Source organism: Psychromonas ossibalaenae ATCC BAA-1528, from assembly GCF_000381745.1.
Taxonomy (GTDB): domain Bacteria; phylum Pseudomonadota; class Gammaproteobacteria; order Enterobacterales; family Psychromonadaceae; genus Psychromonas; species Psychromonas ossibalaenae.
In genome coordinates this window covers 54,858-80,099 of the sequence record NZ_KB906980.1, presented here as the reverse complement: position 1 = coordinate 80,099, position 25,242 = coordinate 54,858, and the positions used below count along the sequence as shown (strand labels likewise).

Below are 25,242 nucleotides of genomic sequence, written 5' to 3'. Positions count from 1 at the left end.
ACTCTGTTGTTTGAAGATAAATCGAAGTGGATTGTTATTAAAAGTAATAAAGGCTATGGTTTATTAATCAGGTAAACAGCAGTGGCTGCCGTTTACCTTGATTTGAAGACAGGAAGTTATTTGTGATTATCAGTGCCAGCCGTAGAACGGATATTCCAGCCCTTTATCATCGCTGGTTTATGAATCGAATTCACGCGGGGTTTCTACTCAGCAGAAACCCCTATAATGCCAGGCAGATAAAAAGAGTTTCACTATTGGCTGAAGATATCGATGCAGTTATATTCTGGACGAGAAATGCCGGGCCTATTATCAAACATCTTCCAGAGTTAGATGCCTTAAACTACAACTATTATTTTCAATATACGCTCACCGCTTATCCAAAGATACTGGAGAGGCACCTGCCGAACCCTTACACTGCAGTAAAGACCTTTATTAAACTGAGTGATCTTATCGGTAAAGAGCGGGTAATCTGGCGCTATGATCCTATTCTGTTATCCACTGTTACCCCGGTTAATGAGCATAAAAGGCTGTTCAGCAAAATTGCACAAATGCTGGCAGGGAAAACTAAGAAAGTAGTTATCAGCTTTGCTGATATCTATCAGAAAACTGAGCGTAATTTAAATGCGCTGAACGGGCTGGAATATTTTGATATTTTAGCTGAAAAGGAAGCACTGCAGGAGCTGTGTTTATTTATGGCAAATACCGCCGCTCATTACGGTATGCAGATATCAACCTGTGCCGAGGAAATTAGTCTCGAAAAGTACGGGGTATATAAAGGAAAATGCATTGACGAGCAGGTGCTTAATAAACTTTTTGATCTGCAGCTGTCAGCAGCTAAAGATACAAATCAGCGCCTGCAGTGCGGCTGCATTAAAAGTATCGATATTGGACAGTACAATACCTGCAGTCATGGCTGCGTATATTGTTATGCCGTCGATAGTGCAGAGCGGGTGAAAAGTAATCAGTTAAAACATGACCCGGATAGTCCGTTTCTGCTTGGCGGGATTGATGATGTTGACCAGAAACTGCTGTTGAAACCTATTATTCAGCAGAGTTTATTCTAGCAGCCGCTTAAAAATCGTATTCAATTTTATTGATATACCAGGTTACAACACCATTGGGCGTTTTTACCTGCGCCTCATCATCCACCTGCTGTTTTAATAATGCCCGTGCCATCGGACTGTCAATCGATATGTAGTCTTTACGCTGCACAAGTTCACCACGCTGAAATATTTCATCGGGGCCGACAATCTTAAATCGCTTTATCTCTGCCTGATCATTTTCAATGGTTACCCAGGCGCCGAAGAACACTTTATCTGCCTGCTGCAAAGAAGGAGAGACGACCGTAACCTGCTCAATACGTTTACCTAAAAAACGGATACGTGAGTCTATCTGACGGAGAATACGTTTGTTCTCCTTGTAATCAGCATTTTCAGATCTGTCGCCTAAGCTGGCCGCCCAGGTCACTTTCTTGGTGATTTCAGGACGGTACTGCCGCCACAGATAATCTAATTCTGCCTGCAGTTTTTTAAAACCTTCCGGAGTGATTAAGTTTGTACGCAATGTCTGTCTCGTTTGAAAAAGAGTATAGATACCTATTTATAATGATTAGTTCCTGCTTTGCAAGTGTTGATATGCTGTCTTTACCTTATATAAATGAACTAATCATCAGCCGATGACTCTAAGAAAAATGAGAGCGGTCAATATTTGAATTCGCAGTAACTTAGATGGTAATGCTGTTGTTAAAAAAAATAAGTTTATATGGTGTGCTAATTTTACTGCTTTTTACTATAGCTGCTTGTGATTCGTCAGTTAACAGCAGCGTTAAAAACTATGAAAAGCACGCTTTAATGCAGTCAGGCAGTCAGCTCTTATATCTGCAGAAAATAAAACTGCCGGAGGGGGCAAGTTTAGAAGTGCGCTTGGAAGATGCAGCAGCTTCGACCTTGATAAGCAGTAAAAGCGTAACCCTGAAAGGGCGTCCGCCTTACCTGTTAGAACTTGATTACCCGGAAAACAGTATTGAGCATAACCACATATACAGACTGCGCAGCGTCATTACAATAGACGGGAAACCGCTTCTGGTTTCCAGTCAGAGTATCAATTCATTTTTACTGGAAATTAAACAGCCGCTTGAAATAAAGATTGACCCTGTGGATCGCAGCGGAAAGTTTTAACTGATATATTTCCTGCAATACAACCAGAAGGTACTGCATACTGCTTTTAACTGGAAAATCTGTCTAGATTAACAGCTGCGGATCACTAAACTCTAAAGCATGTGCTTTAGCGACCTCTTTAAGAGTCACCTTTCCAGCACAGATATTTAATCCGTTAAGCAGGTGTTTATCCTCTTTTAAGGCTTGTCGGTAACCTAAGTCAGCAAGTTTTAATACATAGGGCAGGGTAACATTATTTAATGCCTGTGTGGCTGTCAGTGCCACGTCGCCGGGCATATTAGCTACACAATAATGTACGATACCATCCACAACATAAGTCGGATTCTGATGTGTTGTGGCGCGGGATGTTGCAAAGCAGCCGCCTTGATCAATGGCAACATCGACCACAGCGCTGCCTTTTTTCATCTGTTTAATTAATTCCCGGCTTACTAATTTAGGTGCGGCTGCACCTGGAATTAATACTGCACCGATCACTAAATCTGCGTTTACAACATGATTTTCAAGACTTTCCCGGGTGCTGTAAACGGTATTGATACGGCCGGAAAACTGATTGTCAATACGGCGTAGAGTATTGATGTTCTTATCCAGGATAACCACCTCAGCACCTAACCCTAATGCCATTTTGGCAGCATTGCAGCCGACAATTCCTCCCCCTAAAATCACTACATTCGCCGGGGCGACACCGGGGACACCCGCCAGTAATAATCCTGAACCGCCGTTGGATTTCTGCAGTGCGGCGGCTCCTGCTTGAATAGACATTCTACCGGCCACTTCTGACATTGGCCTTAATAAAGGCAGCTGCCCGTTGTTATCGGTAACAGTTTCATAAGCGATACAGACCGCGCCGCTTTTTATCAGAGCTTGAGTCTGTTTTAGATCGGGAGCCAGGTGTAAATAAGTGAATAAAATCTGCTGCGGATGCAGCATCGAACACTCGTTCTGCTGCGGCTCTTTAACTTTAACTATCATTTCTGCCTGACTGAAAACTGTTCGGGCATCTACAGCTATTTCTGCACCGGCATTAATGTAATCCTGATCTGCAAAGCCAATTTCGGCACCAGCATTTCTTTCAACAATAATCTGATGACCGTGAGCGCTTAATTCAGCCACACTGGAAGGGATTAAACCAACCCGGTATTCATTATTTTTAATCTCTTTTGGAATGCCTATTATCATATTTATATCCTTGCTAGTTACTATGAAAATAGGAGAGGCTTAAATAGCAGTCAAAATATGAATAGAGGAAAGCAAGGGTAGTGCACAAATATAGGAGTTTCGATATTGCTGAAGCACAGGTTTGTGTTTTGTTTCTGTACGCTGACACTCTCTTTTAACTGCCGTTTTTCAGCGCCGACCAGCAGTAATCAGGTTAGGCTTTCCAGCTCGATAATATTAGCCAGTGCCTGCTTATCTGTTGTAGCGCATAGGTCCGGGCAGGGCTTAAAATCAGAACAGACTTTTGGTCTTTCCGGTTTGCCGAACAGCTTACACAGATTATTCTCATTGAGCTGTACACATCTTAATCCCGCAGCTTTGCCGTTTGCCATTCCGGGAATTGCAGATGATATACTTGGGGCGATGCAGCAGGCACCACAGCCTAATCGGCAGTCCATAAACAATCCTTAAATTAGTAACAGTGATTCATTATACCATTCACTAGAGTTAAATGGTCTGAAATTATATCAGCAGCTCTGATGCGTATTTCCACCACATTATAACCGGATACTCAGGCTGTTAGTGTCTGTTTTTTCAGTAGAGGGAATTTGTTCAGTTGATCCTGGTGAGTAACTTTTTATGATAAGCAGGGGAAAGCTTTTACTTTATTCTGCTGTAATTAAGTGTCCGGCAGTTCTTGCTAGTGAATAACCAGGTGCTGTATTTCGTCGGGCTGTGTTGGGTTTTGATGCTGTAAGTCTTTAGGCAGGTTTATATTATTATGTTTCTGCATAAAATCCACATGCTCAGCAATCAATGCATCTGATTGTTTTTTCCAGTTTTCTTCTTTATGAAGTTGAAAATATTCAAGCAGAGAAACTAATGTACCGTCTAACACTTTTAAAGAGTAAGTGCGAGTCGGGTTTGACAGCTGCTCACAATCAGCAAATTTTTGGATTTGCACATGTGCTAAATTCAGGTAATAAAATGTTTTCTTTCTATTTCCCTGGTATTGATAAGATCTGGCCAGGTTGTAACAAGCCCTCATATATAAGTGCGCACTGTGCTCGTAAACCGCGCTAAGAGACAGATCATCAATCAGTTTTTGCGCTTCCTGTAAGGCAAGCTTATAAAGCAGCTGTGCTTTATTATACTGCCCATGACTAAAATCAGTTTGTGCTTCTTCGGTTAGCGACTGCCAGTGCTGTAGTGAAAACGGCTGCATAATCAGCTCCTTTCAGCATTAATCAAAACTTTCTCCATTACATCTTAAATATTAGGTCAGGTTCAACAGCTGTGGAAATAACAATCTGAATATATTTAATATTTTGAGATGCAGTAAATCAATTTAAGCGGAAATTAACATTTAACGGCTGTTAGGTGCAGCCTGGAAGAGATGCTGTCCTATACTTATTAGTTATCTCAGTGGATAATCACTGTTCTTGCCCTATAAATAGAGAAACAGATGAAAATTAGTCAGGATGAGCGTGATGCGGTTTATAAAACTATTTTTTCCCGCCGTGATGTACGCGGGCAGTTTCTGGCAGATCCTGTTCCGGAAGAGGTGCTGAAACGTATTTTAACTGCCGCTCACCATGCGCCAAGCGTTGGTTTTATGCAGCCTTGGGACTTCATTGTTGTTCAGAACCAAGAGATTAAAAATAAAATAAAAACAGGATTTGAAGCTGCTCATAATGAATCGGCAGATATGTTTGAGGATCAAAAATCGCAGCAGTACAAAAAATTGAAATTAGAAGGCATATTAGAGTCGCCGCTGGGTATCTGTGTTACCTGTGACCGCAGCCGCAACGGCCCTGTGGTTATCGGACGGACAATTAATGCGCAGATGGATCTGTACAGTGCGGTATGTGCAGTTGAAAACCTTTGGTTAGCTGCCCGCGCTGAAAACTTAGGGGTAGGCTGGGTAAGCATTATTCATGACCATGTATTACGAGATGCTTTAAATATTCCCCAGGATATCGATATTATCGCTTATTTATGTGTTGGTTATGTTTCTCATTTTAAAGATAAACCAGAGCTGGAAAGTGCCGGCTGGCTGCCAAGACGTGATATTGAAGAAGTGGTTCATTATGACAGCTGGATGCCGGATAAAACACAGAACAATTAAACGCTACTATTAAACTGGTATATATAAGCCTGTGAAAGCAAAAGTATAGAGAAAGTAAAGGCCATTTTTTCTAGAATAGTACCGCGGTAGATTCTTTTATTATATTAAATATTCAGAGCAGATCATGAATTCAAAAACGAAACTTAAAGCCCCCGCCGCCCGTAAACAAAGCTATATTCATGAAATTCATGGCCATCAGCGCAGTGATGATTACTTCTGGCTGCGTGATGATAACCGGGAGTCGCCTGAAATTTTAGACTATCTTAATCAGGAAAATGCTTTTACAGGTCAGGAAATGGCGCCGCTGGCGGGACTGCAGAGTGAACTGTATGAGGAAATGGTTGCCCGGCAGGAGCCTGAGCTTGAGTCTGTTCCGTACTTTAAAAAAGGTTACTGGTATATATCGCGTTATGATCAGGGCCAGGATTTTACCGTTTACAGCCGCCGCAAAGGTTCAATGGATGCACCTGAAGAAGTTATTTTAGACTGCAATCAGCGTGCTTTGGGACATAACTACTATCAGCTAGGTGATTTAGCCCTGTCGAGCAATTCATTATTGATGGCTTATTCGGAAGATCTGGTCAGCCGCCGTCAGTATACTCTGCGTTTTAAAAACCTAAGTACAGGTGAAGATTTTGCAGATGTGATTGAAGATATCTCAGCAGTGGTCTGGGCTAATGATAATCAGACTGTTTTTTATGTAAAAAAACATCCTGAAACTCTGCTGCCGTATCAGGTTTATCGGCATAAATTAGGTGATGATATTAAAAATGATCAGCTGATTTATGAAGAATGCGATGATACTTTCTATGTCAATATTTATAAAACCCGCTCTGAGCAGTATTTAGTGATCTGTATTGACAGCACTACGACCTCTGAGTGTCTAGTGCTGGATGCGGACAATCCTATGGGGCAGTTTATCTCCTTTGCACCGCGTACTCGCGATCACGAATACAGTATTGATCATTTCCAGGATAAGTTTTATATCCGTACTAATAACAGCGGTAAAAACTTTGCTTTAAAAACATCTGATTCTTTGACCAATGAAAACAGCGACTCCTGGAATACTATTATCGAAGCGCGTGATGATGTTCTGCTGGAAGGTTATGAGCTGATGGCTGACTGGCTGATTGTCGAAGAGCGTCAGGCGGGACTGCCGTTATTACGTCAGATTAATCACCTTAGCGGCGAGTCAAAAATATTAAGCTTTAAGGATCCTGTTTATACGGTATTCAGTCATTACAACCCGGATCCGGACAGCACTAAATTCCGTTATCAATATACTTCCTTTACCACACCTGCAACGGTTTATGAGTTAGATCTTAATACCGGTGATACCAGACTGTTAAAACAAAGTCAGGTGATGGGGCCGTTTAACAGTGAAGATTACCAGAGCGAACGTCTCTGGGTGACTGCGCGTGACGGTATTAAAGTGCCGGTTTCACTGGTTTACCGCAAAGAACTGTTTAATCATAGCAATCCGCTCCTGATTTATGCCTACGGATCCTACGGTCACAGTTTAGATATTGGTTTTAGTTCATCGAATTTGAGCCTCTTAGATCGCGGTTTTGTTTATGCAGTGGCACATATTCGCGGCGGTGAGGAGTTAGGGCGAAGCTGGTATGAAGACGGCAAGCTTCTGAAAAAGCAAAATACTTTTAATGATTTTGTGGATGTCAGTAAAGCGCTGGTGGAATCAGGTCATGGTGCAAAAGAGCAGGTTTTTGCAATGGGCGGCAGTGCCGGTGGACTGCTGATGGGAGCAGTGATTAATCAGTCGCCGGAATTGTATAAAGGCATTGTAGCAGCGGTGCCTTTTGTGGATATTGTTTCGACTATGTTAGATGAATCTATTCCGTTGACGACCGGCGAATACGATGAGTGGGGCAATCCGAATAAGAAAACCTATTACGATTATATGCTTTCCTACAGCCCTTATGATCAGGTTGTTCCTCAGGATTACCCTAATATGTTAGTTACCACCGGCTTACATGATTCGCAGGTTCAGTACTGGGAACCTGCAAAATGGGTGGCGAAGCTGCGCGAGCTGAAAACGGATAATAATCAGCTGCTTTTATATACGGATATGGAAGCAGGGCATGGTGGTAAATCCGGGCGTTTTAAGCACTTTGAAGATATCGCCAGAGAGTTTGCTTTTTTGCTTAATTTAGCAAAATAGCGTTAAATTTTCAGTTATATTTAAGAGGCGCATTTTGCGCCTTTTTTGCGACTGTTTATTCGTGTCTTTCATGCGTTTCATGCTCTAAATGGTCGGCAAACATTTCTCCGAGGTGAACGTCTTTTGCAATAATGTTTTTTAGTTTATGAATATCCAGCCAGATCAGTTCAACCGGCGTTACTGCTTTTGCGCAGTTTTTATAACGGCCGGTTAAAAATGCATAGCTGCCGATTATCGAACCGACTTCAACAATATCTTCACGTGAAATACAGATCAGATCTACTTTACCGTGCATTACCACCGCGATTGAAGAAGCACGCCTGTTCTGCCGGTAAATGAGTTCACCGCTATTGTAAATCTGTCGTTTAGCAAGCTTGCCTAGCGCCGTCAGGCTTTTATTTTTAATGCCTTTTGCCCAGGGCATGACAGCCAGCTGTTTACTGATCTCTTTGGCAGTAACGTTATGGGGCTGCTGCTGCAGGTGCGCTAATTTATTTTCGACTTCAATGGTGAGTATATTTGCCTCACTCTCGTCCAGCACACCTTCTGAAATAAGATCATCGAGATACACCCGCTCTAAATTAAGCATTAACCTGTGTGCAGAATGCGTTTCGAGACTGTAGGAAAGGTCTGGGAAGTTTTCTCTAAGCTCCTGAATATGTAAGCGGGTATGTTCTTTATTAGACTCTATGTCCTGCACGGCCGCCTGTGCATCCTGCTTTGATGTCGACAGTGATAAAACATGTTTTTGTATCTCTTCCTGTGCCTGAATAAATCCCCGTGCGGTATCATAACTTAGCGCCAGACGTTCAAATGAAAAGTGTACAATGATGCGGTTAAAACCGGGAATATGATTAAAAAACCGCACGTAGCTGGGAGTTTTCCAAAAATCAAACAGCGTACTGCGCGGTGATATCTGTGGATTACCGTCTAGTGCCACTTCAACTGCATTGACCAGCTGCTTAGTTGCGGTGCCGGTTAATGCGCCTTGTCTGAACTGCGACCAGTAGAACTGCCGTTCAGTTTCTAATAAACGCCGGTTAAAAGCGATGCGTAAATCTTCATCCTGTATGGCGATGCTGCTTTGCTGTTCACTGGGTTTATGTATCTCATTTAATGGTTTAGTTAAGCTTGTCCAGTTAGCGCGCTGCAGAAACTCATTCTGCTGCAGTTGCGGCAGTTCGTTTAAAAGGCGCTGTTTTATGGAAAATTTTGCTTTGTCTAAGCTGGCTTGTTTGGCTGGTGGTAATTTATCCAGCCCCAAGTACCTTAATACCATGGTCATGGTGCTGGAATTAATAACTATGGTTAATACTACGATGCCGGCTGTTAAAAACAGAACTTGATCACCAAGCTCTTTCGGCAGCGAGGTGTCCTGGGCGATAATTAAAGCTAATGCTAAAGACACCGCACCACGCAGTCCTCCCCACACTAAAACAATGGCTTTTGCTTTATTAATACCAATGCCGATTCGTTTAAGTAGAGGCATAAAGGCCATTACGGATATTGCGCGAATAACCTGAATGCCGAGATATAAACCTGCTAATGTGATCCACCATTCCAGTACATCTAAACGAATCCGCGATGCGATAATAATCCCAACTAGAATAAAAATAAGGGTATTCGCAATATGTGCCATCATCTGCCAGAAATGATGTAAAAACCCGGCAACTTCCGGCGAAATGCGTGTACGTCCGATGCTGGCAAGGAGCAGTCCTAGCGCGACGACGGCAACCACACCGGAAACATGAAATATATTTTCGGCAATAAAATATGCAATATAAGCAGCGGAGATAGTCAGGGTGATTTCGATAATAGGCTGATTAAATAAGCGGCCTATCCATAATAAAATAACCGCGCCGACACCCAGGCCGATTAACAGGCCTAATAAAACTACGGATAAAAAACTGCCGGAAATGGCGAAAACATTAAAACTAACCTGTGCGCCTTCTGCGACACTTAATAAACCGTAGAACAAGGTAAATAAAACGATTGCAGTACCATCATTTAACAGTGACTCTCCTTCAATTAAGGTTTCTAAACGCTTGCGCGAGCTGACCTCTTTTAATAACGAAACAACGGCAACGGGATCCGTGGCGCTGATTAGTGCGCCGAATAAAAAGCAGACGGTCCATGACCACTGCCAGGGGAAAAAATAATAGGCTAGAACAGCCGTTAAGGTGGTGGTAAGTATTAAACCCGGGACAGCAAGTATTGCAATCTGGCTGAACATACGCTTAAACAGGTGAGTTTCCATCGCAAAGGCAGATTCAAAGATCAGGGTAGGTAAAAACAGCAGAAGAATAAGGTGCGGGTCGATTAATGCCAGCTCACCCAATGCCAGGCTTAGCTCCGGCAGGTTCGCCTCCATATGCGCTGTACGGCTGTATAAACCTATGCTTAAACCAGCCAGCAGGAGAACCACGCTGTAGGGAGAAATCAGTATTTTAGGCAGGGATTTAACCAGTGCACCAAGCAGCAGCGAAACCACTACAAACATTAAAATTAAAACACCGCTGTCTAAATGCATAAGCAACTCCTTGGTTGTTATGATTTAGTTTAGCTCAATGCTGGACCGTGAGTTTTTGAAGGCATAAAAAAACGCCCGTAAGGGCGTTTAAAATGAAAGTTTAATTAATAAAATTAAACTTCAGCATTTTCTTCAGGACGAGGAGCACGTTCGTTTGCTTCTCGTACTTTTAATGAGCGTTCCTGGAACTCCTTTTCATTTAATGCATTAATGGCATTGGCTGCATCTTTTTCCGGCATTTCAACAAAGCCGAAACCACGACGTTTACCGGTGTGTTTATCTTTCATTAAACGAACTGAAAGTACTTTACCGTGTTCAGAGAAAAGTGTGCGGATAGCCATTTCGTTTGCACGGTAAGGTAAGTTACCAACATATAGTGTTGTTGTTGCAAAGTCGCCCTCAGCGGCTTCACTGCTCGGACCAGATGTTTTAGTGCTGATAAACTGGTTGGCAATACCAGCAGCTACTGCACCAGCTGCGAATAATACTGCGCCGGAGATTGTTGGGTCGAGTACTGTGATAATGATAGAACCTAAAATTGCAACAGCAATAGAAAGCAACACAGATGTGTTTGACTTCATAATAAAATAACCTCAAAGGTAAATAGAAAAAGAATTGAATCAACTTAAATCTTTTCTTGGTGCTTTGGCCTAGCAAAAAGTCTTGTCGATAAAATATAAAAGCTTTTTAATCCATGCCGTAAATCATCCATAAAAAAGCACCCGTATTGTAATCTAAATTCTGAGATTAAGTTAATTTCTTTAACAATTTTAGATTGATGGATATCAACCGGAGTTCTATTTTGTGAAATAGGACACGCAGAAATGCTCTATTAACAGGCAGAAGTTGAATGTTTTGTCGGCAAAAACGACTTTGTATTAAGAAAAAGGCTTAGTTATCGATTTGTTAAATGTTGTAAACAGTATTTTTGTGAAGGGTATATATGAATATTGATTTCTATTTTATGCCTGTCGGGCATACTTTATTAACTTTATTAACTTGATTAATCGGTTAAATTTGTCTTTAACAAGGCCGCGGGTAAAGCGTTTCAATGATCTGGGAGTTTATTCTGTTATTGAACGGCGCACGGGGTAGTTGTTTATTAATCTAGTAATCGGTCATAAAGATAGCGGTTGAAAGATAAATTCGATAGAATGCACAGCAATTAATTAGAGCCATAATGACACTGCATAGTGCACACAGTAAGCATGTCACAACATAGGTATTTAAAGTCTTCATGAAAAATATTCGTAACTTTTCAATCATCGCCCATATCGACCACGGAAAATCGACTCTTTCAGATCGTTTGATCAGTACTTGCGGCGGCTTAAGTGACCGTGAAATGGAAGCCCAGGTTCTTGATTCAATGGATATTGAACGTGAACGTGGTATTACCATTAAAGCGCAGAGTGTAACGCTGGATTACAAAGCTCAAGATGGCGAAACTTACCAGCTTAACTTTATCGATACACCCGGGCACGTTGACTTTTCATATGAAGTATCTCGTTCATTAGCAGCCTGTGAAGGTGCATTACTGGTAGTTGATGCGGGTCAAGGTGTAGAAGCACAAACGCTTGCAAACTGTTACACCGCATTAGAAATGGATTTAGAGGTGGTGCCGATTTTAAATAAAATCGATTTACCAGCCGCTGAACCGGATCGTGTTGCTGAAGAGATTGAAGACATTGTTGGTATCGATGCGGCCGAAGCGGTGCGCTGTTCTGCGAAAACCGGATTAGGTGTTGACTTAGTTTTAGAAGAGATTGTACGTATGGTTCCACCACCGGAAGGTGATCTGGATGCACCATTACAAGCATTAATTATTGATTCGTGGTTCGATAACTATCAGGGCGTGGTTTCCCTTGTACGTATCATGCATGGTCAGATTAAAGTCGGCGACCGCATGAAAGTGATGTCAACGGATCAGGTTCACCTGGTTGGTAAAGTGGGTTACTTCACTCCAAAACAGCATGAAACCGGTATCTTGAAAGCAGGTGAAGTGGGTTACGTTATCGCAGGCATCAAGGATATCTTAGGTGCGCCGGTTGGTGATACATTAACGCTGGCGGGTGCTGAAGCACCTGAGCCGTTAGGCGGATTTAAACGTGTTCAACCGCAGGTATACGCGGGTCTGTTCCCGGTCAGCTCTGACGATTACGAAAACTTCCGTGATGCGCTGGGTAAACTGAGTATTAACGATGCATCGCTATTTTATGAACCAGAGAATTCATCTGCATTAGGTTTTGGTTTCCGCTGTGGTTTCTTAGGTTTGTTACATATGGAGATCATTCAGGAGCGTTTAGAGCGTGAATATGATCTTGACCTGATAACTACTGCCCCTACGGTAGTTTATGAAGTTGAAACCAATGATGGTGCTGTTCAGCATGTTGACAGCCCGGCTAAATTACCTGCAGTGAATAATATTAAAGAAATTCGAGAGCCTATTGCAGAGTGTAATATATTAGTACCACAAGAGTACCTGGGTAATGTTATTACCTTATGTATTAATAAGCGTGGTGTGCAGACCAAAATGGCTTATCACGGCAACCAGGTGGCATTAACTTACCATATCCCGATGGGTGAAGTGGTGATGGACTTCTTTGACCGTTTGAAATCAACCAGCCGCGGTTATGCATCTCTTGAGTATAACTTTGAACGTTTTGAAGCTGCTGATATGGTACGTGTTGATGTCTTAATTAACGGCGATCGAGTGGATGCGCTGGCATTAATTACGCACCGTACAAACTCTGAAAATTATGGTCGTGAATTAGTTGAAAAAATGAAAGACCTTATTCCCCGCCAGATGTTTAATATTGCAATACAAGCCGCGATTGGTGGTAAAATCATTGCCCGTTCAACGGTGCGTCAGTTGACTAAAAACGTATTGGCAAAATGTTACGGTGGTGATATCAGCCGTAAGAAAAAACTATTGAAGAAGCAGAAAGAAGGTAAAAAACGCATGAAGTCTGTGGGTAATGTTGATGTACCTCAGGAAGCGTTCTTAGCTGTACTGCATATAGGCAAAGACAAATAGTTGAATCATTGTTCTTTCTGTTAGTCATTTAAAAATGCGCAGGTATTAAAAGCCTGCGCATTTTTTGGTTTTTAAAGACCCTGTGAAACAACATAAAATGACGTTGTTTTATTAACGCAGCTTTAGCTGAAAATGCTGATCCTGCTTACTGTGACGATTACATATCTGTGTAACTGCACTTATCAGTCATATTAGTTAAACCGATATTAATGGATTATGTCAGCTTAAATAATATGATTTTATAAATATATAAAGGAATCAAAATGGCAAATACGTTTGCATTAATTCTCGTTATCTTAACCTTTGTAACCGGTATTATCTGGGTTCTGGATAAATTTAAATGGGCTCCTGTGCGTAATAAGGCGCGTCAGGAAGCACAGGACAAAGCATCCGTGGGATTAGACGAAGAAGTCTTAGCTACCATCCACCCTGAAAATGTGATCATTGAAAATGCGCGTTCGCTGTTTCCGGTGATCGCAATCGTTTTTGTACTGCGTTCGTTTATTTACGAACCGTTCCAGATTCCGTCGGGTTCGATGATGCCGACCTTATTAGTCGGGGATTTTATTTTAGTTGAAAAGTTCTCATACGGTATAAAAGAACCGGTATGGCAGAACAAGCTGATTCCAGTCGGAGAACCGAAACGCGGTGATGTTGCGGTGTTTAAATATCCGGAAGATATTCGTGTTGATTTTATTAAACGTATAGTGGGCTTACCTGGTGACAGAGTGGTTTACAAAGATAAAAAACTCTACCTGATTCCTGCCTGTGAAGAACAGAAGTGCGGTGATTATAAAGTATTAGATACTAATTACCTGGGCACAGCAGAGTACCCGGAGGAGCAGAATACGGTAGAAGTTTATTCTGAAGTTCTAGGGGAAGTTGCCCATAAAATACTGATTAATCCGGTACGCAGCGACCATACTTCTTATTATTTTCAGCAGGAAGGTACCTACGCTTATGAGTGGGTTGTACCGCAGGGGCAGTACTTTGTAATGGGTGATAACCGTGATAACAGTAAAGACAGCCGCTACTGGGGATTTGTACCGGAACAAAACTTAGTTGGTAAAGCTGTTGCAACCTGGATTAGTTTTGAATTTTATCGTGATAGTAATGGTTTCTTACCGACTTGGGTACCAAGCGCCGTGCGTTTCAATCGTATCGGCGGGATTAAATAATAATGAAAAATAATGAATTAAAACGCTTAGAAAAACGCATTGGTTATACATTTTCAGATTTCACTCTGCTTAAGCAGGCACTGACCCACCGTAGTGCACTTGGTGAGCATAATGAGCGTTTAGAGTTTTTAGGTGATTCAATCTTAAGCTTTGCTATTTCAACGGATCTGTATCTGCGCTTTCCTAAAGTAGATGAAGGTGATTTAAGCCGTATGCGTGCCACCTTAGTTTGTGGAAAAATGCTGGCTGAAATCGGTCGGGAATTCCAGTTAGGCGACTGCCTGATTTTAGGCCCCGGTGAGCTGAAAAGCGGCGGTTTTCGTCGTGATTCGATTATTGCCGATGGCGTTGAAGCGATTATAGGGGCGGCCTTTTTAGACTCCGATATTGATACCACTAAAAAACTGATTCTAAAATGGTTCAACAGTCGTTTACAGTCTATTGAGCCGGGAATCAGTCAGAAAGATCCGAAAACACGTCTACAGGAGCGTTTACAGTCACGTAAACAAGCCTTACCTGTTTATGAAGTGATTGAAATTAAAGGTGAAGCGCATAATCAGCGTTTCACTATGAGCTGCTCTATCGACGGATTAAAATCCGTACAGGGACAGGGTACAAGTCGCCGTAAAGCTGAACAGATAGCGGCAGAAAAAATGTTAGATGTATTAACGGGAACAAAATAATGACTAAAAAATGTGGTTTGGTGGCAATTGTCGGACGCCCGAATGTTGGTAAGTCAACGCTTATTAATGCTCTATTAGGACAAAAAGTAAGCATCACCTCGCGTAAAGCGCAGACAACACGTCACCGTATTTTAGGTATTGATACGGAAGGTGATTACCAGACCGTTTTTGTTGATACTCCGGGCCTGCATATCGAAGAAAAACGTGCCATTAACCGTTTAATGAACCGTGCTGCTTCAAGTTCAATTAATGATGTTGAGATGGTCGTTTTTGTTGTTGAAGGTACGCACTGGAATGAAGATGACGATATGGTGCTGAGTAAGTTTCAATATCTGAAATGTCCGGTAATCTTAGCAATTAACAAAATTGATAATGTCGAAGATAAAGAGCTGCTGCTGCCGCATCTTGAAGAGCTGGGTAAGCGTTATAACTTTAAACATATTTTACCTATGTCTGCTAAGTCTGGTGATAATGTTGAGAAAATTCGCCAGTGGTCGCAGGAAGTGCTGCCTGAATCTGAGTTTTACTTTCCGGAAGATTATATTACCGACCGTTCATCGCGCTTTATGGCAGCCGAGATTGTTCGCGAAAAACTGATGCGCTTTTTAGGTGATGAACTGCCTTACTCTGTTACCGTTGAAATAGAGCAGTTTAAGCAAAAAGAAAACGGCATGTTACATATTAATGCACTGATCCTGGTTGAACGTGACGGTCAGAAACGTATGGTTATCGGTAATAAAGGTGAGAAACTTAAAGCTATCGGTAAACAGGCGCGGTTAGATATGGAAGAGTTATTTGACTCAAAAGTATTTTTAGAGATCTGGGTAAAAGTTAAATCCGGCTGGTCTGATGATCTGCGCGCTTTGAACAGTCTTGGTTATGGTGATGATTACAGTAAGTAATCAGTATGCTGTAAATTTTTTTATTAGTAAGGCTGCTGATGTCAATCGAATGTCATAATGCGTTTATACTGCATCGTCGCCCTTATAGGGAGACGAGTCAGCTGATTGATCTTTTCTGCCAGGATGTCGGAAAAGTCAGTTTAGTTTATAAAGGCGGGCGCAGCGGGACTCGTATGCGTAGAGGAACGCCGCAGCCTTTTACATTATTACAAGTTTCTTATTTTGGGCGAGGCAGTTTAAAAACTGTTAAATCGTTTGAAGCGCAAACACAAGTTGTACCGTTAGCTGGAGATCGTCTTTATCTGGCTATGTATATTAACGAATTAATATACCGTCTGGTGCAGGCTGAAACCGCTTGTGACGGTTTGTTTGAGTGTTACCAGGAAACGTTATTAGCCCTTGCCGGTGAAATAGATCCGCAGGTCGCCTTACGCCGTTTCGAACTGACGCTTTTAGATACATTAGGTTACGGCGTTAATTTCGAAGAAGATATTTACAGCGGCGAGCTGATTGAAGCCGGTTACGATTATCAGTATCAGCAGCAGGCTGGTTTTTTTGCCAAGCAGGCCATTCACAATAAAGATTCTGTTTATCGGGGAGAAGAGCTGCTTGCACTAGCCAGCCGGGATTTTTCAGATCCGCAGATTTTAAAAGCGGCAAAGCGTTTTTGTCGACAAGCCTTAGCCCATTTTCTGGGTGACAAACCATTACATAGTCGTGCACTTTTTGCGGCTAAATAACAAACAATCACAAAGGACAGTATTTAAATGAGCAAACTTCTACTTGGTGTCAATATCGACCATATCGCAACATTACGTAACGCCCGTGGAACTTGTTACCCGGAGCCTGCTCATTTAGCCGCCGTTGCTGAATGTGCCGGTGCTGACGGTATTACTATTCATCTGCGTGAAGACCGTCGCCATATCATCGACCGTGATGTAGCTGTGCTTGCACAGACACTGCAGACGCGTATGAATCTGGAAATGGCGGTTACCGATGAGATGGTGGAAATTGCCGTTAAAACGAAACCGGCATTTGTCTGTTTAGTACCGGAAAAGCGTGAAGAACTGACCACTGAAGGCGGCTTAGATGTAGCGGGTTCTTTTGCTAAAGTTGAGTCTGCGGTGTCGCGCTTAAATGCTGCTGGTATTCAGGTTTCGCTGTTTATTGATCCTGAAAACAGCCAGATTGACGCGGCCGTTAAAACCGGGGCCGCTTATATTGAGCTTCATACCGGCCAGTATGCAGATGCAGAGTCTGAAGAGATTCAGGAAGCTGAACTTAAGCGGGTAGCTAAAGCCGCGACTTATGCTGCTCAGACGGGTATTAAAGTGAACGCGGGTCACGGTCTTAATTATCACAATGTAAAAGCGATTGCAGCTCTGCCGGAAATCATCGAACTGAATATCGGTCATGCTATTGTTGCACGTGCTGTTGTAGATGGCTTTGCCTCAGCGGTAAGTGAAATGAAACGCCTGATGATTGAAGGTCGTAACAGTAAATAATAAAATTCAGTTGAGAGGGAATCGCTTTCCCTCTTTTATTCAAGCGACAAAGCGAGCCTATTTTGTCTGATTCTACTTTCTCTGTTTCTCAAATCCGCACTCATTTTCCGATATTAAATCAGTCTGTAAATGAATTCCCGCTGGTTTATTTAGATAATGCCGCTACGACGCAAAAACCGCTCGCAGTTGTTGAAGCCGTCAGCTGTTATTATCTTAATAACAACGCTAATGTGCACCGCGCCAGTCACCAGTTAAGTAATCGGGCTACCTGTGCATTTGAAGCCGCTCGAGAGAAAGTAAAAAGCTTTATTAATGCGGCAGACAGTAAAGAGATTATCTGGACCAAAGGCACCACGGAAAGCATTAACTTACTGGCAAATGTTCTAACGGCGCAGTTATCTAAGGGTGATCAGATCATCATCAGTGCATTAGAGCATCACGCTAATATTGTTCCCTGGCAGATGCTGGCTGAACGTATCGGCATTGTGTTAAAAGTGATCCCGTTAACTGACAACTTTACTTTAGATATCGCTGCTTATAAAACATTACTGAGTGATAAAACTAAACTGGTTGCTGTCGCACATATTTCAAATGCATTAGGCGTGATCAACCCAGTTAAAGAGATTATTAAACTGGCACATGATGTTGGTGCACAGGTGTTGATTGACGGTGCTCAGGCTGTTGCGCATCAGAGAGTGGATGTTCAGGAGCTGGATTGTGATTATTATGTATTTTCCGGACATAAGCTGTTCGGCCCGACAGGTATTGGTGTTTTATACGGTAAACAGCATCTATTAGAACAGCTTCCGCCGTGGCAGGGCGGCGGCGAGATGATTAAATCAGTGAGTTTTGAGCAGACAACTTATAATGATTTACCATTTAAGTTTGAAGCGGGAACGCCTAATATTGCTGGTGTGATTGGACTGGCCGCCGCTGTTGATTTTATTAACAGCTATGATCGTCAGGATCTTTTAAAACATGAGCAGTCATTATTAAGCTTTACTGAGCAGGCGCTTGCGCAGATACCTGAAATTACTCTGTTTTGTGCCGGTATTAAGAAGTCGGGGGCAGTCAGTTTTTCGGTAAAAGGTGAGCATCCGACGGATATCGCTATGCTGTTAGATGCGCAGGGAATTGCGGTGCGCAGTGGTTCACATTGTGCCATGCCTTTAATGAAAGCGCTGAACTGTAACGGTACGGTGAGAGTATCATTTTCTATTTATAATACGATGGCAGAGGCGCAGCGGTTTATTGCCGCGTTAAAAAATGTTATCCAGATGCTTCAGGAATGATAACTAATAAAAAGGGATGCAGCCGCAGCCCTTTTTAATATCTACCTTAAGATTCAGTAAAGTTTATGCTTTTCTCCAGACTCCCCATTCACCTGACTGCTCCGGGTTATCACCTTTTGTCCACCATTCAGCACGGTAGGTAATACCATTTACAATGACTTGATCACCGCTGTTGTATTCCGCAGAAGCATTCCAGGTAGTTGCCCCAGGATCAACAGGATCAACAGGATCAACAGGATCAACAGGATCAACAGGATCAACAGGATCAATCGGGCCTATGGGATCGACTGGGGCACCGCCTTCACAGGCGACAGGAGCCCAGAACCACGATGCAGCACTCGGTGCTTCCCATGTACCTGGGTTGTTTTGAGCTTCAAAACATTCTCCATTGTAAGAAAATACTTCGCCGTTGCCCGCCGTTGAGGTGCCAGGCACATAAACAGGTATTGTCGGATCCACGACTTTATCTTCGCAAACACCGTTTACCAAAACTTGATCCGCAGTACACTCGGCAGGTTTTTCTTCACAAACTCCATTTACCAGAACTTGATCCGCAGTACATTCTGCAGGTTTATCTTCACCTGTAAAAGTAACTGATTTACTTGTTACTGTTCCTTCGTTATCAGTTGCTTTAACAGTCAGCAGGTTATCGCCTAAGGTAACCGTAAAGTCCGCTGTGTATGTTGAACCGTTTAGTGCCGCCGCAAGGGTATTACCATTAAGGGTCACAATCACAGAGCTCAGTGTTCCATCGCTGTCATTCGCATTAGCACTGAATGAAGCTGTACTGCCGGCAGTAAGTTTACCGCCTGATGTCGGAGAGCTGATTGATACACTTGGCGCTTTATTTTCAGCTGGTATGGTAGTTGACCAGTCAGTTGTGCCTTCAGGATTACCGACAGCCTGGTTCATCGCATTTAAGATATCACCATTGCCGTCGCCATCAATTTCCCAGGAGAAGATACCGCCCAAGCCTAAACTGCGCAGATAGGCACCTTTAGCGAGTACAGAGCGCGGAGTGTCCAGTGTAAGCAGTGTGCTGCTCAAATCGTCCCAGATAAATGAGGCTTTAGCGACATCATCCCAGCCGAGAATTGCATTGGAATTTGCTTCTGAGAATTTAAGTGCGCCGCGGTAATCCATAATGCCTGCTTCCCACGCCCAGGCTGCTTCATCAACTTCTGTTCCTGTACCGCTACTGCCGTTAAACGGGCTGTCTGCAGAGTTGTCAACATGCTGGCCAATGGAGCCCAGAGGATTACCGTTTTCAGCTACCACATCTGTCCAGCCGCGTGCGTACATTGCCGCGCCGACAACCAGTTTTTTCGCCGGAACGCCTTGAGCTAACAGAATCTTAGTTGCGTTATCCAGTGTGTATTCTGGTTTTCCGGCAAATTCACCGATACCGCTGCATTTATCCGCGCTGATATGGGCACCGCAGTAAATAGCGGTCTGATGACCTGTTTCTGGCCCCCACGCTCCGTAGAAATCGTAAGACATCATGAATATATTATCCATGTACTGAGAAGCAGCCGCGTAATCTACATCCTCCAGCTTGTCGTAACCTAGACCAATCGCCGAAGTTAGCTCGTATTTACGGCTGTACTGTTCCTCTAATTCATCTAACATGGCGCGCAGTTCCTGCATTAATGCCACGTAAGCCGGGCCGTCTTTGAGCGGATCACCTAAAGAGGCATTCGCACCGCCGCCGCCGGGGAATTCCCAGTCGATATCGATACCGTCAAAAAATTTCCATGTCTGCAGGAACTCTTTTGCCGAAGCAACAAATGTGTCGCGGTTAGCTTTATCGGTGAAACCGAAAAACGGATCAGAAAGTGTCCAGCCGCCGATTGATGGAACAATCTTAAGATGCGGATAGGCTTTTTTCAGTGCCATTAAATTACCGTAGTTACCTTTACCAATTTCAAGAGAGCCTACAGCTTTACCATCAAGCCTTTTCGCCGGTGTACCGTAGGTAGAGTTTAATGCCGCCCAGGAATCATGAATAACAATTTCATAATCATTCATATCAGAACACACTGTTTTAAGTAGCGCATGTCCCTTAGGATTCGGCTCTTTTAATGACTGATTGTCACCTGTGCCGCCGCAAATCGGCACAAAGCCGTAGATAATATGGGTTAAGTTGTTAGCTGGAATATCGTTAACATTAAATTTCCGACCATAAACACCCCATTCCACAAAGTATGTACCAACAATGCTGTCTTTCTGCTGTGCGTAGGGCTTGTTGGCAGGATCAATATCCATCGGCAGATCTGCCTGCAAATGTGCTCCGTCTGTATCAGAAATCAATAGCTCAGTGGGTGCACTTTCAGAACAGCCGTCAGCATTACAAAGTTTGATAACCATTGATTTTAAACCGCCGCTGCTAAAAGGAATAACAGTGCTGTCACCTTGACCTGTTCCTGATACTGCAGCTTCACCGTCAATAAGTACCTGCCAGGATGTCGCTTTATCACCAGACCAGACATTCCAGGCGACAGGCACTTCAACCACATCAACACGCGTGTACATTGATTTGTAACCAACCGTTGCATCGGTATTGAGGGTTACAAAACCTAGCTTGGAATAGTCAGCCCATGCCAGAGACGGGACAGAAGGGGCAGCCGCGTAGGAGTTACTGGCAAAAGCCGCTAGAATAGAGGCTGCTAAAATATTTTTTTTCATACATTCATCCCTTTGATTTGCAGTGAGAATTAAGTGAAAAGGTCGAAGCAAAGCCGAGGAAAGGAAACAAAATTGAGCTGTTCCGTACAGGATCGTAGCGGGAAAAACTTTTAAATTTTGCTTTACCTGTCCCTGCTGCTTGATTCAAATATTGTATTGCTCTGATTAGTTGCTTTAGATAATTTTATTGAATCAGATGCCGCTGAATATATGGTCAGAAAACAACCTGCACAAGCCGGTGCAGATAAAAACTGTGATTGCCGCCCTTAATATAAAGTTCACTTTCGATGCTAGTGAGATGAATGTTCAGTTACCAATATTTGATAAAATATGCTTTTAATGTGTTTTTCTGCTGGTTATTAAGTTTAGTTCGTGGCTGCCGGTGCAGTCTATAGTGCTGCTTGTTATGTGGTAGTGTGAGTTGGTGTATTTTAAGCTGTAAACATTGTTCTTGATTATAGTTTTATTTTTTGTTTTTTAACCGGCACCTTTTTCAGCCGCAGTGCTTTTGCTTGATCAATAATTTGTATAATTATTAACAAGAAAGAGAAGCATATTAGTTTCGTTCATGGGAGGAGAGTTTTAACCGGAAACGACTGCAGGATAATTTAAAACATCTTAATCAGGCTGTAGATAAAAGAAAGGATCAGCACAGCTGATCCTTTCTTATTAAGTATTTAAAGCGGGCGCTTAAATAGCCGGCTTTAATTATTTGTTTTTGTTATTCATCGCTTTACGAATACAGAAGGCGGCGCCTCCCCATGTTATCCCTAAACCAAGAACCATCATAATGATTGCACCTGTTGTCATCTTAAGCTTCCTTATTGGTTTCAGTTGTTACAGTATCAAAGCTGCTGGATTTATTAATTACAATTGCAACGATTAACATCAGCGCAATCAGTCCCCAGCCAAGCATCAGTAGATCGGACTGTGCATAGCCGCCGTAACCTTCTGTTAACGCGGTAACAATGTTGGTACCTAAAATCACGATTAAAAATGCCGGGCTAATGAAACGCAGGCAGATTTCAAACCATTTACCGATAGTGAATTCAGATACGCTGTTTACATGTTTATGAATATCGGTCAGTTTCACCAACCATCCCATAATGAATAATTCCACAACACAGCTAGCCAGCAGCGCAATGTTATTAATAAAGTAATCCACTAAATCAAGCAGTAATAAACCACCGTTGGTTGCAAAAGACATGGATACAACAAAACCAACACCACAAACAATGGAAGCTGCTTTTTTACGCGACCAGTTTAATTTGTCCATAAAGGCAGAAGTGACTGCTTCAATGATAGAGATATGCGAGCTTAATCCGGCAATCACTAATGCGAAGAAAAATACCGGCCCTAAAACTGACGGTGCAGGCAGTAAGTTAATCGCGGCTGGAATTGTCACAAATGCAAGACCTACACCGGCGCTAACTACCTCTGTTAGAGGTTTTGCCTGCTCATGAGCCATATTACCTAGGATTGAGAATATTAATATACCGGCAACAATAGAGAAACCACAGTTAATTAATACTGTCATAAAGGCATTATTATTAATATCTGATTTTTCAGGCAGGTAGCTTGAATAAGCCAGCATAATGGCAAAACCAACACTTAGCGTGAAAAATATCTGACCATAAGCAGCAGACCAGACTTTAGGATCTGTGATCTTACTGAAATCCGGCTGGAAAAGGTAATTCAGTCCGTCTAAAGCACCTGGTAGAAAAACCATGCGTGCAATTAATGCAACAACCATTAAAAACAGTAAAGGCATCATAATTTTGCTGGCACGCTCAATACCTGCTTTTATACCGCCGAAAATTGCGGCGAAGGTAATCGCCCAGGCAATCAGCATTGGAATAGCAATATGCCACTGTACAGAGCCTAATTTACTTGGAGAGTTATCACTGCCAAGCTTCAGGTATTCACCGAAGAAATAAGCATTTGTGTCTGTTCCCCAGCTTTGTGTAAAAGACATACTGAAATATGAAATTGCCCAGCCGATAACGGCAACGTAATAAACGGCAATAACAGCTGCAACAAAAACCTGGAACCAGCCGAGCCATTCATATTTTTTACTTAACCTGGCAAATGTTCGCGGTGCGGCGCCTCTGTATTTATGGCCCATGCCGAATTCCATGATCATAAATGGAATACCAGCTGTTAACATCGCAAACAGGTAAGGGATGAAAAACGCTCCTCCGCCGTTTTCATAAGCCATATACGGAAAACGCCAAATATTACCTAACCCGATTGCAGATCCTACGGCTGCAAGAATAAACCCCGCACGGGAGCCCCATTGTTCTCGTTTCATAAAAAATTTCCTAAGTAATTCATCCTTGATAATTAGCCGATGCTAACCATTGATCGTACTGTGCTTAAGCTCTCTGGAGCTAAGCGATAAATGCAGACTACCTATTTGAGGCGCTTAAGGCAATAGCTTTGCATGGTAGATCTTGCCGAAAAATGCTGTTTGCTGGTTTTTTGTGTCGCCAAACTCTTGTTGTGTGGGTGAATGTCGTGCTTTTTATGGGTTTGCTGTTATTTTGTTTGGTTGTGAGTTTTTTGATAAAAGATCCCTGGGTGAAGAAAGTTGGGGAATAACTGTATATTGTAAGAATAAATAATATGCAGCTGAGGGTTTTTACAATATTCAGCAATTCCATTATCCTTAAATCTATTCTTACCCCTATTATTGGAAAGCAGCTGATGTCCCAAAGTCACATTGAACAGTTATTAAATATTATGAAGCAGTTAAGGGATCCTGAAAATGGATGTCCCTGGGATATTAAGCAGACTTTTGCTTCGATTGTGCCGCATACCATTGAAGAAGTTTATGAAGTCGCGGATGCGATTGAGCAGAAAGACTATAAGGAGCTGCAGGGAGAGCTGGGGGATCTATTATTTCAAGTGGTGTTTTATGCACAGATGGCAAAAGAACAAAACCTGTTTGAGTTTGATGACATTATTGCCGTCTTAAATGAAAAACTGATGCGCCGTCATCCGCATGTTTTTGCCGATAAAGAATTTGCTGATGAAGATGCTGTTCATGCTAACTGGGAAGCCGAAAAAGAGAAAGAGCGGGCCTTAAAAGCGCAAGCCGCGGATATAGATGAAAGTGTTCTGGATAATATCCCTCTAGCAATACCCGCATTAAGCCGTGCTTATAAAATACAAAAACGCTGCGCAAATGTGGGATTTGACTGGAAGAAGCTTGCTCCAGTGGTTGATAAAATTAAAGAAGAACTCGATGAGGTGCTGGTGGAAGTTAAACGTGATGATTTAACGGATCAGCAGAGGCAGCTTCTCATTGAAGATGAGCTCGGGGATCTGTTATTTGCCAATGTTAATTTAGTGCGTCACCTGAAATGTAACCCTGAACAGGTCCTGCGACAGGCTAACCATAAATTTGAAAAACGCTTCCGTTTGGTCGAGATTGAAGTTTTTAAACAGGGAAAGCGGATGAGTGACTGCTCCTTAGAAGAATTAGAAGAAATTTGGGTAAAAGTTAAAAAGAGGCTTAACGAAGATCTTTCTTCATAGAAAACAAAGGCTAATTTGTTGTTAATGAATGTTGTGCTGTTTTATGTAAGCAGCGCCGCGTGCGTTAAAACAAACCGGTCAGAAAAACTCCGCCATATTTTTAAGTAAATAAGTATAAAAGATTGTCGAAAATGAGAGGTCTTGCTATACTGCATTCCCATCAAAATGTTCAAAATTCTCATTTATAATTACAGTAAATTAATCGGCTGACTTAACCCATCACTTATTCAATTAAGCTGATGTTTTTGTGTTTG

21 protein-coding genes are annotated in these 25,242 nt (G+C 42.4%); 12 read left to right on the top strand and 9 right to left on the bottom strand.

All coding sequences use genetic code 11. The features are described 5' to 3' along the window. Positions 1-122: 122 nt before the first annotated feature. Positions 123-1,064, top strand: a complete 942-nt coding sequence (locus G327_RS0109000; RefSeq protein ID WP_019614438.1) for a DUF1848 domain-containing protein — start codon at positions 123-125, stop codon at positions 1,062-1,064. Between the two features lie 7 nt (positions 1,065-1,071). Here the strand turns inward: G327_RS0109000 and greB are convergent, their stop codons facing one another. Beyond that, positions 1,072-1,563, bottom strand: coding sequence for a transcription elongation factor GreB (gene greB / locus G327_RS0108995; RefSeq protein ID WP_019614437.1), 492 nt, complete (start codon positions 1,561-1,563; stop codon positions 1,072-1,074). Between the two features lie 176 nt (positions 1,564-1,739). On the opposite strand from greB, the gene G327_RS0108990 reads away from it, so the two are divergent. After that, positions 1,740-2,177, top strand: a complete 438-nt coding sequence (locus tag G327_RS0108990) for a YbaY family lipoprotein (protein WP_169337230.1) — start codon at positions 1,740-1,742, stop codon at positions 2,175-2,177. A 63-nt stretch (positions 2,178-2,240) separates the two neighbouring features. Here the strand turns inward: G327_RS0108990 and ald are convergent, their stop codons facing one another. From ald to G327_RS0108975, 3 genes are all read right to left on the bottom strand, one after another. Further along, positions 2,241-3,353, bottom strand: coding sequence for an alanine dehydrogenase (ald, locus tag G327_RS0108985; protein ID WP_019614435.1), 1,113 nt, complete (start codon positions 3,351-3,353; stop codon positions 2,241-2,243). Between the two features lie 188 nt (positions 3,354-3,541). Next, the gene (locus tag G327_RS0108980; protein ID WP_019614434.1) at positions 3,542-3,790 is read right to left on the bottom strand and encodes a YkgJ family cysteine cluster protein; all 249 of its coding nucleotides are present in this window, start codon (positions 3,788-3,790) and stop codon (positions 3,542-3,544) included. Positions 3,791-4,032: 242 nt separating this feature from the next. Next, positions 4,033-4,557: a hypothetical protein gene (locus tag G327_RS0108975; RefSeq protein ID WP_019614433.1), complete on the bottom strand. Its 525-nt coding sequence runs from the start codon at positions 4,555-4,557 to the stop codon at positions 4,033-4,035. A gap of 240 nt (positions 4,558-4,797) precedes the next feature. Here G327_RS0108975 and bluB point away from each other — a divergent pair, with 240 nt between their 5' ends. Beyond that, entirely contained in the window at positions 4,798-5,460 is a 663-nt protein-coding gene (gene bluB / locus G327_RS0108970; protein ID WP_019614432.1) for a 5,6-dimethylbenzimidazole synthase, read from the top strand. 124 nt (positions 5,461-5,584) lie between these two features. Further along, positions 5,585-7,639 (top strand): S9 family peptidase, encoded by a 2,055-nt coding sequence (locus tag G327_RS0108965; RefSeq protein ID WP_019614431.1) that lies wholly within the window; start codon positions 5,585-5,587, stop codon positions 7,637-7,639. Between the two features lie 55 nt (positions 7,640-7,694). On the opposite strand, the gene G327_RS24315 is transcribed toward G327_RS0108965, so the two are convergent. After that, positions 7,695-10,169 (bottom strand): cation:proton antiporter domain-containing protein, encoded by a 2,475-nt coding sequence (locus G327_RS24315; RefSeq protein ID WP_019614430.1) that lies wholly within the window; start codon positions 10,167-10,169, stop codon positions 7,695-7,697. 113 nt (positions 10,170-10,282) lie between these two features. Beyond that, positions 10,283-10,750: an RNA recognition motif domain-containing protein gene (locus G327_RS0108955; protein WP_019614429.1), complete on the bottom strand. Its 468-nt coding sequence runs from the start codon at positions 10,748-10,750 to the stop codon at positions 10,283-10,285. Between the two features lie 656 nt (positions 10,751-11,406). On the opposite strand from G327_RS0108955, the gene lepA reads away from it, so the two are divergent. From lepA to G327_RS0108920, 7 genes are all read left to right on the top strand, one after another. Further along, entirely contained in the window at positions 11,407-13,203 is a 1,797-nt protein-coding gene (lepA, locus tag G327_RS0108950; protein ID WP_019614428.1) for a translation elongation factor 4, read from the top strand. A gap of 263 nt (positions 13,204-13,466) precedes the next feature. Then, entirely contained in the window at positions 13,467-14,381 is a 915-nt protein-coding gene (gene lepB, locus G327_RS0108945) for a signal peptidase I (protein WP_019614427.1), read from the top strand. 2 nt (positions 14,382-14,383) lie between these two features. Beyond that, positions 14,384-15,064, top strand: coding sequence for a ribonuclease III (gene rnc / locus G327_RS0108940; protein ID WP_019614426.1), 681 nt, complete (start codon positions 14,384-14,386; stop codon positions 15,062-15,064). After that, a complete protein-coding gene (era, locus tag G327_RS0108935; protein ID WP_019614425.1) occupies positions 15,064-15,966 on the top strand; it encodes a GTPase Era in 903 nt (300 codons plus the stop codon). The genes rnc and era overlap by 1 nt, the downstream gene beginning before the upstream one ends. A 38-nt stretch (positions 15,967-16,004) precedes the next feature. After that, positions 16,005-16,706, top strand: a complete 702-nt coding sequence (recO, locus tag G327_RS0108930; RefSeq protein ID WP_019614424.1) for a DNA repair protein RecO — start codon at positions 16,005-16,007, stop codon at positions 16,704-16,706. 27 nt (positions 16,707-16,733) lie between these two features. Further along, positions 16,734-17,471 carry a pyridoxine 5'-phosphate synthase gene (gene pdxJ / locus G327_RS0108925; RefSeq protein WP_019614423.1) on the top strand — a complete coding sequence of 246 codons (738 nt, stop codon included), beginning with the start codon at positions 16,734-16,736 and terminating at the stop codon, positions 17,469-17,471. A gap of 59 nt (positions 17,472-17,530) precedes the next feature. Then, positions 17,531-18,763, top strand: coding sequence for an aminotransferase class V-fold PLP-dependent enzyme (locus G327_RS0108920; RefSeq protein ID WP_026339274.1), 1,233 nt, complete (start codon positions 17,531-17,533; stop codon positions 18,761-18,763). Between the two features lie 63 nt (positions 18,764-18,826). On the opposite strand, the gene G327_RS0108915 is transcribed toward G327_RS0108920, so the two are convergent. From G327_RS0108915 to G327_RS24310, 3 genes are all read right to left on the bottom strand, one after another. Beyond that, positions 18,827-21,448: a glycosyl hydrolase family 18 protein gene (locus G327_RS0108915; RefSeq protein ID WP_019614421.1), complete on the bottom strand. Its 2,622-nt coding sequence runs from the start codon at positions 21,446-21,448 to the stop codon at positions 18,827-18,829. 708 nt (positions 21,449-22,156) lie between these two features. Then, on the bottom strand, positions 22,157-22,258 hold the full coding sequence (locus tag G327_RS26810) for a MetS family NSS transporter small subunit (protein WP_019614420.1): 102 nt from the start codon (positions 22,256-22,258) through the stop codon (positions 22,157-22,159). A 1-nt stretch (position 22,259) separates the two neighbouring features. Next, a complete protein-coding gene (locus tag G327_RS24310; RefSeq protein ID WP_019614419.1) occupies positions 22,260-23,759 on the bottom strand; it encodes a sodium-dependent transporter in 1,500 nt (499 codons plus the stop codon). 395 nt (positions 23,760-24,154) lie between these two features. Between G327_RS24310 and mazG the strand changes: the two genes are divergently transcribed. Next, positions 24,155-24,988, top strand: a complete 834-nt coding sequence (gene mazG / locus G327_RS0108900) for a nucleoside triphosphate pyrophosphohydrolase (protein ID WP_026339273.1) — start codon at positions 24,155-24,157, stop codon at positions 24,986-24,988. Positions 24,989-25,242: the final 254 nt, after the last annotated feature.